12 protein-coding genes and 1 pseudogene are annotated in these 11851 nt (G+C 45.5%); 7 read left to right on the top strand and 6 right to left on the bottom strand.

Going from position 1 to position 11851, the window contains the following annotated elements; translation table 11 throughout:
- Nucleotides 1–484 precede the first annotated feature (484 nt).
- A complete protein-coding gene (locus tag AC2TDN_RS23130; protein WP_482068909.1) occupies nucleotides 485–703 on the bottom strand; it encodes a hypothetical protein in 219 nt (72 codons plus the stop codon).
- 228 nt (nucleotides 704–931) lie between these two features.
- Between AC2TDN_RS23130 and AC2TDN_RS23125 the strand changes: the two genes are divergently transcribed.
- From AC2TDN_RS23125 to AC2TDN_RS23110, 4 genes and pseudogenes are all read left to right on the top strand, one after another.
- Nucleotides 932–1384, top strand: coding sequence for a hypothetical protein (locus tag AC2TDN_RS23125; protein ID WP_482068910.1), 453 nt, complete (start codon nucleotides 932–934; stop codon nucleotides 1382–1384).
- A 72-nt stretch (nucleotides 1385–1456) separates the two neighbouring features.
- Nucleotides 1457–1939 (top strand): annotated as a pseudogene (locus tag AC2TDN_RS23120) (NUDIX hydrolase).
- Between the two features lie 514 nt (nucleotides 1940–2453).
- Entirely contained in the window at nucleotides 2454–3812 is a 1359-nt protein-coding gene (locus AC2TDN_RS23115) for a hypothetical protein (protein WP_484690317.1), read from the top strand.
- A gap of 95 nt (nucleotides 3813–3907) precedes the next feature.
- Nucleotides 3908–4576 (top strand): DNA alkylation repair protein, encoded by a 669-nt coding sequence (locus tag AC2TDN_RS23110; protein WP_484690316.1) that lies wholly within the window; start codon nucleotides 3908–3910, stop codon nucleotides 4574–4576.
- A gap of 1 nt (nucleotide 4577) precedes the next feature.
- On the opposite strand, the gene AC2TDN_RS23105 is transcribed toward AC2TDN_RS23110, so the two are convergent.
- Nucleotides 4578–5969, bottom strand: a complete 1392-nt coding sequence (locus tag AC2TDN_RS23105) for an MFS transporter (RefSeq protein WP_484690315.1) — start codon at nucleotides 5967–5969, stop codon at nucleotides 4578–4580.
- Between the two features lie 128 nt (nucleotides 5970–6097).
- Between AC2TDN_RS23105 and AC2TDN_RS23100 the strand changes: the two genes are divergently transcribed.
- The 3 genes from AC2TDN_RS23100 to AC2TDN_RS23090 all read left to right on the top strand — a co-directional run bounded on the left by AC2TDN_RS23100 (nucleotide 6098) and on the right by AC2TDN_RS23090 (nucleotide 8833).
- The gene (locus AC2TDN_RS23100) at nucleotides 6098–6403 is read left to right on the top strand and encodes an ArsR/SmtB family transcription factor (protein WP_482068916.1); all 306 of its coding nucleotides are present in this window, start codon (nucleotides 6098–6100) and stop codon (nucleotides 6401–6403) included.
- A gap of 80 nt (nucleotides 6404–6483) precedes the next feature.
- Entirely contained in the window at nucleotides 6484–8040 is a 1557-nt protein-coding gene (locus AC2TDN_RS23095) for a sensor domain-containing diguanylate cyclase (RefSeq protein ID WP_484690314.1), read from the top strand.
- Nucleotides 8041–8257: 217 nt separating this feature from the next.
- Nucleotides 8258–8833, top strand: a complete 576-nt coding sequence (locus tag AC2TDN_RS23090; protein ID WP_484690313.1) for a GNAT family N-acetyltransferase — start codon at nucleotides 8258–8260, stop codon at nucleotides 8831–8833.
- A 437-nt stretch (nucleotides 8834–9270) separates the two neighbouring features.
- Here the strand turns inward: AC2TDN_RS23090 and AC2TDN_RS23085 are convergent, their stop codons facing one another.
- The 4 genes from AC2TDN_RS23085 to AC2TDN_RS23070 form a co-directional block, all read right to left on the bottom strand.
- A complete protein-coding gene (locus AC2TDN_RS23085) occupies nucleotides 9271–9675 on the bottom strand; it encodes a DUF350 domain-containing protein (protein WP_484690312.1) in 405 nt (134 codons plus the stop codon).
- 74 nt (nucleotides 9676–9749) lie between these two features.
- The gene (locus AC2TDN_RS23080; protein WP_484690311.1) at nucleotides 9750–11087 is read right to left on the bottom strand and encodes a glutathionylspermidine synthase family protein; all 1338 of its coding nucleotides are present in this window, start codon (nucleotides 11085–11087) and stop codon (nucleotides 9750–9752) included.
- Nucleotides 11068–11364: a hypothetical protein gene (locus tag AC2TDN_RS23075; protein ID WP_482068921.1), complete on the bottom strand. Its 297-nt coding sequence runs from the start codon at nucleotides 11362–11364 to the stop codon at nucleotides 11068–11070. Before AC2TDN_RS23075 ends, AC2TDN_RS23080 begins: the two co-directional genes overlap by 20 nt.
- Nucleotides 11365–11847: a hypothetical protein gene (locus AC2TDN_RS23070; RefSeq protein ID WP_482068922.1), complete on the bottom strand. Its 483-nt coding sequence runs from the start codon at nucleotides 11845–11847 to the stop codon at nucleotides 11365–11367.
- Nucleotides 11848–11851 lie beyond the last annotated feature (4 nt).

Raw genomic sequence — 11851 nt, 5'->3', positions numbered from 1 at the left:
CGCCGTTTTGCAAGCCTTATTTCAGCATATTGGCCTAAGAATCTCTCCATGACCATGTGGCCGGTTTATTCAAACATAGATTCTCACAATTACCGGTTAATCTCATGAACTGCATAAGTCATGTAGTGTGTGATTAACGGGAAAAGCTCCTGTTATTTCAAAATATTTCAAGCGAAAATGGTGTTTAGATGGATTTTCTCCTGTTAATTTTCAATTTTTTACCTAGTTCGGGTGAATTTGATCCTTTTAACGGGAGGTTTTCCATCTAAATGATCAATCGCTGCCTCAAAAGAAATTTTAGATGGACTTTTTCCTGTTATTTCTTTTCAGACGCAATGGTTTGAGGGAAAGGCGAGATCAGGGCATTCGAATACAACGCCTAATACGCAAAACGAGCCTTAGAAGCGATTCTAAGTGCTCGTTTTTTTGTATATTTTTCAGCTCAGAAAAATTTGCGCTTCTTGGTGGCAATGGGAAATCCGCTTCAATCAAACTTATTTGCGCTGGATGACTTGTGCTTAGTCTCTTCCTTGTGCTTCTCATCCTGCACTTGAAGCTTCAAGTCTTCCACGGGGATAGGATCAACCGTCTGCTCGCTCTTAAACTTATCGAACAAGCTCTCCTTCTCCGTCGGGTATTGCTCGGGATGATCGCGATTGCCCTTCTTCACTGCACCGTCTGCATCCTTCTCGAATTCATTCATGCTTGTCCACCTCTTTTCATTGTTTCAATGTATGTACCCAAAAGATAAGGGGATCAAACGATGTGCTTGTAACTTTTTGCCAATATTGACGTCTAATATTTATCTAGTAAGCGGAAGTATGATTGTGCCGCTGCGTCTCGTTGCTCAACCGATGAGCGCAAAATGCCTTGAAGTGCTGCTGACATTACAGAAAAACGCTGGAGTTCGTAATTAGGAGGGGGGCATCATATGAGAAAAGGTTTGTTATTGATGGTTATGCTGTTGTTGGCAGGCACTTTTATGGCTGTTAATCCGGTTCAGGCAAGCTGGGCCTACTCTTTTGTCGTAAATGACGGGAAGATCTACGTTCTCTCGGAAGTCCAGGTTGAACCGGAACAAATTGGTGACAAGGTCGGCAAGGTTACTTCCTATTCGGATGAGGAGGGGACATACTCTGGCAATTTCTCCAACTCTTATCCGAAGGGCACGGAATACTACGCAGTCAAAGGCGTTGACATCAATGAGGCCATTGCGATAAAGGTAAGCGACGAAATATTTATAAAAGCAAATTATGAGGCTGAATATGAAGGAAAGCATTTTAGCTGGAAAAAAATATTGTTTTATTTAGCTGGGCTATTTGTGCTCGTCATGGTCATTCTCTTCGTGAAAAATAATTGGAAGCCAATTGATCGCGATCATTAACAAGCAGCTTATTTTGAGGTGGATTTATTTGCGAAATAAGGTTCGATCATATCTGTGCAGGAGGTAATGACTATGGCAATGCCGACACATATAGTGGCAGTAGGCGGTATCGTAGAGGATGAGCAAGGGTATATTCTTTTAGTGAAAACTCAGCATGGCGGTTAGGTATTTCCAGGCGGGCAAGTGGAGGCGGGTGAAAATCTAATAGATGCATTAAGCAGAGAAATAAAAGAGGAGAGCGGGATAGACACCGTTGTCTCTCACTTGATTGGCGTATATTCCAACACTGCGATATATAAATGGCATGACGGTATAACAGACGTGCCTACCAAAGTTATGCTCGACTATGTATGCAAGCCGGTAGGCGGACAATTGTGCACATCGGAGGAGACATCAGAAAGCTGCTGGATCGCTAAGGATCAAGTACTTGATCGAATTGCTGCTCCCGCCATCCGCACCCGCTATCAGGCTTATTTGGACTTTTGTGGAAAAATAGCTTATATGGAATATGTAACGAAACCTCAGTTTGAGCTGAAGCTGAACAGAAATATTTAATAAGAAATCAAACGGATTCGTCAACGTCAGCACAGGTAAAAGAGGCATTCAACAAGCATGGCGTTTTGCTCGTAGAGCAAACGGAAGCAAATCCAAAAGCTGTCTTCTCACGAGCGTATAATGGTGTTCTGCCAGAGCAATTTGTTATTCATGATAATCAGTCAATCAGCCTGTATGTTTATCGCTCCAGCAGAGAAGCCAAAAAAGGATTAAAGGATTTTGAGAAAAAACAGCAACAGCGGATGTTGAAGAGCACAATAGGTATCACATAGCGAATGTTGTTATATATCATGTTATCGATGTAGAATATCCAGATAAGCGAGTGGATATGGCGATTAGGGAATTAAAATCTCTACGCTCATAAAGAAATCAAAGTAAGCCGAAAAACGACAGCGCATCGTTTTTCGGCTTTAAATAATTGTATTGACACTACTGTTTTTCAATTGGTATACTATGGAACATTACATATTCCCGATTAAATCTATCGGAATTTAATTAAATGGAGGTTTTGTTCATGAGAAAAACGCAGTTATCTTACGCCAAATGGCTAATAGCACTTCTCTTGTCCTTCTCTATCATTTTCACTCAATCAGCAGCTTTTGCCGCATCGCCTGCTGTATCAGCCACTCTGCAGGAGGATGGCGCAGCACAGTATAAGCAGTTTTTGAAGGGAAAATTTGATGTCAGTCTCTCGGGAAAAGTAACCAAAGGCGACTACATTGAGGCGGTAGCAGATATCCTCGGCTACAAGCCGTCTGGCAAAGAAGTAACCTTCTCCGATCTAAAGTCAGGCAGCGATTTGTATACAGCAGCTGCGGCTTTGTATGAGAAAGGGATTTTGTCAGGACCTGCCATTCAGGGCGAACAGGTGCTAACGATTTCCGTAGCGGTATCGATTGCGGTTAGAGCAGCAGATCTGAAGGAGCTTGCTTATACATACCCGGCAGCTAAAGTTGAAAAAGCTTTGACTAAGCTGAACGTAAAAAGCAGTGTGCTTGGCACTAAATTGGCTCAAGAGGTAGCTGTTGCCGTTGACAATGGCTTGCTGACAGCTGACTTGTATTCCAGCTTTAAGCCAAAAAATGCAGCCGGCGAGCATTTGATCAACACGCTGCTTGGCAAAGTATTGATTACAAAAGGGCTTTACAAAAAGTATATCGGATATGTTAACGATGGCGATATTTACGCGAAGCTAAACAATGCATACCACACATCGGACATTATTGATGCTCCTAAGCTGCAGACGCTTGTAAATACGGCGCTGAAGCAGGATTTGATTACTGGCTACAACCTCAAGGATTCCCGTTTCAACGCAAACTTTGTGGATTCCTTGTCCCTCATTTACGGTCATTCCGATTTCAAACATGCGATTCAGCTCATTGGCCTGCTTCGCAGTGAAGGTCTGAATGCAAAGGTGCAGTTTGAGCCAAAAACATCAGCCTTTATCTTTTTAGCAGAGTGGGGCACTCCTGGACCTAATGTGGTTCAAATTGAAAATGGCAACTATATTTCCTACGCCAAAGAATATGATCTTGCCTTCGAATTCGCGAATGCGGCAGATAAAGCAGCTTTCCAGGACGTTATTTTAAAATATGCGAAAAAAGACAAGGCTGATCAAACGGGGCTGATCATTGAATCATGGTTCCAGCCGCTGTACTATTCGCAAACGGAACTGAAGGACTATGAAATTATTACGAACAACTTTATTACGGACAAGGATAGCCCGTATACGGTAAATCCGTTCTCGCTTAATGAGGATTCCGCGAAGGTAATTGCAGGCTTGAAAGCGATCGATCCGAATGTTAATGTTACGCCAATTCAATTTTGGGTAGATAAACCGTTCTATAGATATTTGCATGGTGAGGCGGTTTAACAAAAATTAATCAAAAACAACTTGGCAGCTCTGACCATCATTGATGGTTGGGGCTGCTTTATGTTATCGTTCAAGGAAAAGGAGCTGCTTATCCTATGACTGCGATTGCAAAGGCGCTTGAAGCACAATTTAGGGAACAGGCTAACCCAGAGAATGCTGAGCCTATGGAGGCATATATGCGCGGCCAATTCGTATTTCTGGGTATTAAAACACCGGAGCGAATGCAGCTGCTGCGAGAGTTCTGGAAGCATAAAGAAAAGCCGAAGGGCGAAGAGCTTTTGCAAACTGCAGAGCAGCTGTGGCTGCTGAATGAGCGTGAATTCCATTATGTCGCGATGGGGCTGCTTGAGAAATACTGCAAAGAGGCGGCGCCAGCGCATATCGATAGGCTGGAGCGGTGGGTGACGACCCACTCATGGTGGGACACGGTTGATTTCATAGCGTCGCATCTTGTTGGCTATCATCTGTCGAAGTATCCGGAACTAATAGCGGATTATACGGAGCGCTGGATTATGTCGGACAACCTGTGGCTGCGCCGAACGGCGATTTTGTTTCAGCTGAGATATAAGCATCATACCGACACGGATCGTTTGTTTGACTACATATGTCGAACAAAGGATGAGAGCGACTTTTTTATTCGCAAGGCAATTGGCTGGGCGCTGCGGGAATATGCAAAAACCGATGCACCAAGCGTGCATCGGTTCGTGAGCAATACGGCGCTTTCCCCGCTAAGCAGGAAGGAAGCGCTGAAGCATATGCGGTAGACTATTGAGACTTGTGTTCTTTGAGCGTCTGCCTTGATGATGAATAGTAGAGCCAAGAGGCAGCTATGGCAAATACGGCAATGACGGCCATGCCCCAAAAGATATTCGAGAAAGCGCGGCTAAGCGGGAGCTCGCTTTGCGAGGCCAGTACGATGCCGCTAATCGCAACACTGAAGGCGCCGCTAATAAATTGCGATAACTGGAATAAGCCCATCCCAGCGCCAACATGCTCGCCTGGCAGTATTCGCGACAGCTCGTTGGAAACGCTCGAGTTTAAAGCAGAGAATCCAACGCTCATCACCATATAAATAACCATAATGACATAGATGGAAAGATCCGCAAACAAAGCGAAGGAAACGGCTGCGACCAGCAAAAGCAAAGGAGTGAGACGAAGCAGCAGGCTGTTGCCGGAGCGATCGATGATTTTGCCTACTCGGTTCGAGGACAGCATAGCGACGAGCGCACCTGGGAAAATGATTAGGCCGGCTTGACCGGGCGTAAGCTTGAACAAATGAATGAGCACCTGCGGCAGCAAGAACAACGTTGCGAAATTATTAATATACGAGACGACGCCAAGCGAGATAAGACGGATATATCTTTTATTGCGGAACAAAGCTGGCTGTACAAACGGATTTGCCGCGCGATTAATGCGAATCCAAAATAAAACGAGCGCTGTAATCCCGCCAATTAGCGCAATCCAAAAATGATTAGTCAAATACAATAGCACGCCGGTTGATCCGATTCCGACAAGCGAAGCGCCCAAGATGTCGAAGGAGCCTTTGCTTACCGCTTCATCTGGAAGCAGTCGGTAGAAGAGCGGAATTAAGAGCAGCGAGATGCCGGTTACGATGAACAGATCGTTCCAGCCCCAATACTGCGTGATCACGCCCCCGACTACAGGCCCAAGCCCAAGACCAAGCGATGCGGCGGATGTAATGAGCGCCATCGATTTGCCGCGTCTGGCAAGTGGAATGAATCTCGTAATAAGGACGATCGTCAAGCTGAACACGGAGCCCGCACCGGATGCTTGAATGAGCCGTGCGACAAGCAGCAATAGATAATGATGACTAAAAAAACCTAGCACAGACGCGCCGCCCATGGCTATTAATCCAATTGTGAGCAGTAAGCGAATGGGCACAAAATCGGACAACCTGCTGTAGGTTATGGATGCAATGGCAAAGACGATGGAATAGCCGGTTATAATCCAAGAAGCGGCCGAGGTTGAAAGCATAAATTCCGTCGTTACTTGTGGAAGTGCCAAATTGAACATCATCGTATTCATGATGACTATAATGACGGTTAAGCCAAGCAGAGGGATAACAAGGCCGTCTCGAAAGGCGGGCTGTGCCTCGGTGGATAGTGGTGGGGCGGTAATCGTTGCAGCGTTTCTCATGGAACCTCCAATGGAAATAATAGTCTTTTTTTTCTTGTTTTCATTGTACGATTATTATCGTACTATGAGAATATAGCATGATCTGTAATATCAGGCAATAATGCTTGATAAGAAAGGAGCGAATGTGCGTGAAAATATTGTTTCATCCCAATCGCGATGATATTGAGCTTACTTCCGTGCTCTATGCATTAAGCGATCCAATCCGGCTCAGCATTGTCATCGATATCATGAAGAGCGGCGAGCAGCCCTGCGGTCACTTTGATTCTCCTGTCGCGAAGTCTACAATAACGCATCATGTTCGTACTTTGCGCGAGGCGGGTGTGCTCAACGTTCGCAAGCAAGGCACCCAGCATTTTTTGACGCTGCGGTTAGAGGATTTGAATTTGCGCTTCCCCGGGCTTCTGGAGGCTGTTATTCAGGCTGCCTCTATATAAAAGAATGGAAAAGTTATTTATTTTCTCGTCCAGTTACGCTAAAATAAAGCTGTACTTTGGCAACGAGAGAAGGAATATCTGTGAGAAAACACAAGGGCTTTAGGCTTCGATTTGTACTAGGGCTATTAGTAATAAGCTCCGTTCTCATTACCGCCGTTATCGGCGGTTATTTTGCATGGAAAGCAAATAAGGACTCATTGTCTTCCGGTTATTTGGACAGCAATTATTACTACGCCAAGAAGCTGTCCTCCAATACGAGTGAATTATTGCAAATTATGCGCAGCAATATCGGTGAGATCGCCGCAAGGGCAGGCAAGAAAAACTTATCGCAAAAGGAATTGAATATTTGGTATCAGTCGAACAAGCATTATTTCAATTCGATACTGATTGCAGATCAAGATCGAAAAGTAACAGCTACAAGCATCATGGACAGCGGGGTCACGGAAGGGTTAGTATTGACCTCTGCAGCATCATTTCAAGCTATAGAACAGAAGCGTTCACTCATTTCCGAACCATACGTAGCGCCAATTTCGAATCGTCTGCTTGTTCTGATCTCGTCTCCCATCTTCGATGACCGCGGCGAGTACGCCGGATTTGCTGCTGGCACGATTTACTTGGATGAGAGCAATGCGATACACAAATTGCTAAGTGAACATTTTTACGGCAACGGCTCGTATGTCTATGTCGCAGATAAGCATGGCCATCTTATTTACCATCCGGATAAAAAACGTCTAAATGAAACCATTACAAACAACAAGGTCATTAATCAAGCGATAAAAGGTCTTAGCGGATCTCAGAAAATCGTTAATTCAAAAGGCAAATCATACTTTGCAGGCTACGCTTTCGAGCCTATATCCGGCTGGGCGATTGTAGCGCAAACGCCTACTTCTATAGTAGATAAGCCTTTAAAAGAGTTAGTATGGAGCATATTGCTGCAATCGCTCCCGCTCTTTCTTGTGATATTGCTTGCGGCATGGTATGTTTCCTATGTCATATCCAAACCTCTTTTTCAACTAGCTGCTTATTCGGAGGATGCCATTTTGTCCACGAAGGCGGTACGCACCAAAATGCCAAAAGCAAAGTCGTATATTTATGAAGTGCGACAGCTTAATCAGAGTATAATTAACCATATTAATTTGTTGAATAAGGAAATACGATTAGATGGATTAACAGGTCTTGCGAACAGGAAGACATTTGATTTGACTCTCCAGGAGTGGCTGGAGGAGGATATTCCGTTCGCGCTTATTCTGCTGGATATCGACTATTTCAAAAAAATTAATGATGAGCAAGGGCATCTCATTGGAGACGAAGTATTGATCCATTTGGCTTCTCAAATAGTTGCCTATTCCAGAAGCGATGATCTGTGCTTCCGCTACGGCGGCGAGGAATTTGGCATTTTGGTCAATCATGGAAATGTTCAAATCGCAGAGCAAATGGCTGAGCGTCTCAGAAAAGCAATCTCGGTTACTGTAAGTCCGGCTGGCAGACCGATCTTCGTGTCCATAGGCATTTCATTGTCGACTCCAGGTACTGCGGATGCTAAGGATATCATCGAGATGGCGGACAAAGCGCTGTATCAATCCAAAGCGAGGGGTCGAAACCGAACGACGGTATATGAAAAAGAACTGGATGGCTAGCATACTAGCTTACCTGTTCTTTTTTTTATATGTAAGGGCATCTTGATCAACATCCCTCGCGATTTCTTGTTTAATCGTTATGTATGACACTTACATGCAATGCATTCACTTTCAAAGGAGATTGTGGTATGTTATCTGATCATGAAGAGGAAAAGCGGCAGTCAGTTGAATAGCGGCATGCCGATTATGTGCTTTTATGAATAAAGGGGCTGGGTGGATGGCATTATCATACTCATTTCAAGTGTTTCCGCAGATGGAGACGGAACGGTTTATTTTGCGCAAGACGGAGGACCGGGATAAGAAGGATTTGTTTGAGCTTTATTCGGATGAGGACGTCGTAAAATATACTCCGCTAATGCCTTTCACTGAGGAGGCAGAAGCGTGGCAGGAAATGAACTGGCATATGGAGATTTTCGCTCAGCAAATCGGAATTAGATGGCTGATCGAGGAGAAAAGCACAGGAAAAGTGATTGGAACATGCGGTTTTTTGCATTATTTGAAGGAATTTGCCCGTACCGAAATCGGTTATGATCTGGCTCCAAGCCATTGGCGCAAAGGCATTATGAGTGAGGTGGCCGCGCCGATAATCGCTTTTGGCTTCAACACCATGAAATTATACTGCATCGAAGCGAAGGTGGATTCGGGAAACGATGCCTCGATTGGTCTGCTGTCCAAGCTTGGATTCAAGCAGGCTGTCGATTTAAAGGAATTTGAGATCGAGAAAGGTACTATCGTTGAGCTGCTTGTTTTCACGCTGCTGCGGAAGGAATTTTCTATGTTGGAAAAGCGTTAAGCGGCTTTCATAACGGAGGCGAAGTGCGTATAATAGTGGGAGTGAGCTAACGCTTGCGGAGTAACGTTTTTCTTCACAAAACGAAGCGAATGCTTACTAAAACTTTTTAGGAGGGCAAAATCATGTCCATCAGCAAGGCGAAAAAAACAAGACAAAAGCTGGCGCAGCAGGGGCGCATAACGCCGGATGTACTGCGAGGCAGCTGGCAGGGCGTCGTTCCAACGATTAAACGCACACCAACGCTGCACGAAAAGCAAGCAAAACTTAATAAGAAACACCGAAGGAATCACGCAAATTACAGCGATGGTTCCTTTTGCATTTTTAGAGGCCAGATGGCGCAATGTGCGGCGGATGTTAAATCTCGAACTGAAAAAGAGGAACCACAAAGCAGCGATCGCAGCTTTGTGGTTCCTCTTTTTTCATTTCGTAAGCGGCAGCTAGATGAGAAATGTGCCGATTACGATGGATACGCCGATGATCACGGAGCGGAGAAGCTGCGCAACAGCCATATTGCCTTTTTCGATTTCCTCGCAAACTTTAAAGCGCGGCGTAAGAAAATCGAATACGAGATAGACGATGCATAGAATGGCTATGCCGATGGCGGACCAGATCAGCATCGAGACCCATGAATGCGAGCTGTATGAAACCATTGCGACGATGATACATAGCCCCAGCAGCTTGCTGCCCATATACATGCCTGCCGCTTGATTGCCTTTGCTTATTTGCTCGGAATCGTTGTAACGAGTTAATTTACTGAAAATGAATGCGCCCGCGCCTAAAATGATGAGCAGGAGAACAAGACCGATTCCAACATTAGCGGAATTTTGAAAAAATTCATTCATATTGACCCTCCTCAAAGTTTTGTAAACAAAAACTAGCAACGAAAGCTCAATGTCCGGATTTTCCCACCAATCCGTTACTCGACAATAGCAGCAGGGCAGTAATAAGCCATGTCGCCGGTTATTTTGGCACCAACTCGAGGGAGCAGGCCGGCAAAGCTTCCGCCGACTACATAAGCGCCGGTTAACAAGCAGCCATTAAACTGGCCTTCTTCTGTATGTACTGCGACTTCTTCCATCGTGAAGCGCTGCTGATAAATTTTTGGCTGCTCGTTGTAATGCAGCTTGGTTTCCACGGCTTCCTCTTCACTATCTTGAATGCCCCATTCTACACTCTCGATGGTGCCGTCTCCTGCGAAGAGAGCGGTGCCCTTGCCTTCGCGTCCCCAGTAGCTTTTGGCGACATAAGGGGTTTTCCGCTGAATGAATAAGGTATTCTCAAAATAAGTAGGAAGCAGATATTTACGAATCGCTTCGAGCTCCACTTCGTCAAAAAGTGGATGTCCCAGCATGTCCACCGATTGATCATTTCGTTCATGTAATGCCCAAATGAGCGCCATGAAGCCTTTGCTTTGTGTAATAATGCTTTGCGGCGGGTTAATGAGCGCAAGCTGCCCTAGTTCAACGAGCTCTATAAGCGCCTCGCCGATCGGCGAGCCGGTGTCAGCATCGGTATCATGAATTAAATACTCTAAAGGATAAAGGCGGTACAGTATATCAATGCGCTTGCCATCGTTGTACAAGCCGTCACCCTCTATAATAACGAGCTGATCAAGTGGCACGAAAATAACGGGATAACCAAGCTCATGAATGACATCCATTACATATTCGGTATTGCACTTGTCCTCGACATGCCAGTCGTAGCAGGTGCAGGTGATCATACTGGTTAATCCTTCGCTGCGATAGTGGGCAATGAGCTTCTCAAGCGATGCCTTCAGCGCTTTGCGTATACCTTCGGAGGCGGAGCGATAGGCGGTATAACGGCTAACGATTGCATTTCCTAGAAAAGCCGTCTCCGGAATGCCAGTGGGCGTGTCGGTGTTATTTTCGATACATTTCAAGCCATGTGCGGTTACGATCCAGTCCTGACGGGAAATTCCGTGTGAAGGAGTTTCCATACGCGCTGCTCGGATAAGAGAGGGATGAATGCCTAATTGTTTATTTAGAAAATCATCCGGCAAATGCTGCTGCGCAAATCGCAGCGATTTCCAATAGATCTGGTCCACCTGCTCAGATGCGGCTTGGAGCTCCTCATATTCTGCACGTGTGTACAGCGTTACGGATGGCAGGCAATATTGCTTGCCATGCATGCGATGGTACGGAATTCGCTGCTCAAGCTCTCCTTGAAACAGCTCGTCGTGGGTCAATGGAAGCGAAATGACGCGCTGCAAATGTCTACCCTCCGCTGCTGCCAATGCCGGAGCTTCCGAAGCCTTTTGATGAGCTGGAGCCGGATTTGTAGCTTGATGATTTTTTGTGCGTTTTGCCGTTTGATATATAAGTGCCGCGGCTGCTGCCGTTATCGTCGCAGTAACCATCCTTGTCGTAGTCGACGCAATCTTTAGCGCTCGTCGTATTGCAGCCGCTTAAAGCGACGGGTACAGTCAGCATCAAGGCGAAGGCGAGCGCCTTTTGGCCATTTGCTTTGAATTTGCCGCTGGCTGTCAGCTGCTGTGCTTTCACATCCGACATCTATATACTCACTCCTTTCAAAAAAACGACAATTTTGCTCCGATCCATATCATAAATCGTATAGATCGTCTCAAAGGTGCTCAGTTCGTTCACAATATAATGATCGAGCAGGAGCTGAGCAAATTCGAGCGGGCTTGCCGGGGATGGCTGTGCCAACTTATAAGGATTAAAACGATAGCCGTTCCATAGCAAATACTCGACTTCCATATAAGGGGAGACAGTAACGAATTCGTGAAGTGCGGTGCGGATGGCTTGCCCATATAAGGTATCATCGTATTCATTGTACGGCTTCGCGTAAATAAGATGGCGTATGCCGTTCTCGCATTCGTTAGCCGTATGCTCAAACAGGCTGTTGCGGAAATAGGTTGCATTTACGAGCTTGCGTACAAAAATATCGTCACGCGTTACTACAGCATCCGTAATGGTTCGTACTACACGCTGATCCAGTTCGGACCATTCCATGTAGGATAGCGAGTAATTCACTTGG

It is taken from the genome of Paenibacillus sp. Y660 (assembly GCF_057221575.1).
This window is presented reverse-complemented; position numbering and strand designations above follow the sequence as displayed.

What these genes read in the sequence shown, in the direction of transcription:
- AC2TDN_RS23125 (WP_482068910.1), top strand. Translation starts at nt 932, where the DNA reads ATGAGAAAAGGTTTGTTATTGATGGTTATGCTGTTGTTGGCAGGCACT.
- AC2TDN_RS23110 (WP_484690316.1), top strand. Translation starts at nt 3,908, where the DNA reads ATGACTGCGATTGCAAAGGCGCTTGAAGCACAATTTAGGGAACAGGCT.
- AC2TDN_RS23075 (WP_482068921.1), bottom strand. Translation starts at nt 11,364, where the DNA reads ATGTCGGATGTGAAAGCACAGCAGCTGACAGCCAGCGGCAAATTCAAA.
- AC2TDN_RS23105 (WP_484690315.1), bottom strand. Translation starts at nt 5,969, where the DNA reads ATGAGAAACGCTGCAACGATTACCGCCCCACCACTATCCACCGAGGCA.
- AC2TDN_RS23130 (WP_482068909.1), bottom strand. Translation starts at nt 703, where the DNA reads ATGAATGAATTCGAGAAGGATGCAGACGGTGCAGTGAAGAAGGGCAAT.
- AC2TDN_RS23090 (WP_484690313.1), top strand. Translation starts at nt 8,258, where the DNA reads ATGGCATTATCATACTCATTTCAAGTGTTTCCGCAGATGGAGACGGAA.
- AC2TDN_RS23115 (WP_484690317.1), top strand. Translation starts at nt 2,454, where the DNA reads ATGAGAAAAACGCAGTTATCTTACGCCAAATGGCTAATAGCACTTCTC.
- AC2TDN_RS23085 (WP_484690312.1), bottom strand. Translation starts at nt 9,675, where the DNA reads ATGAATGAATTTTTTCAAAATTCCGCTAATGTTGGAATCGGTCTTGTT.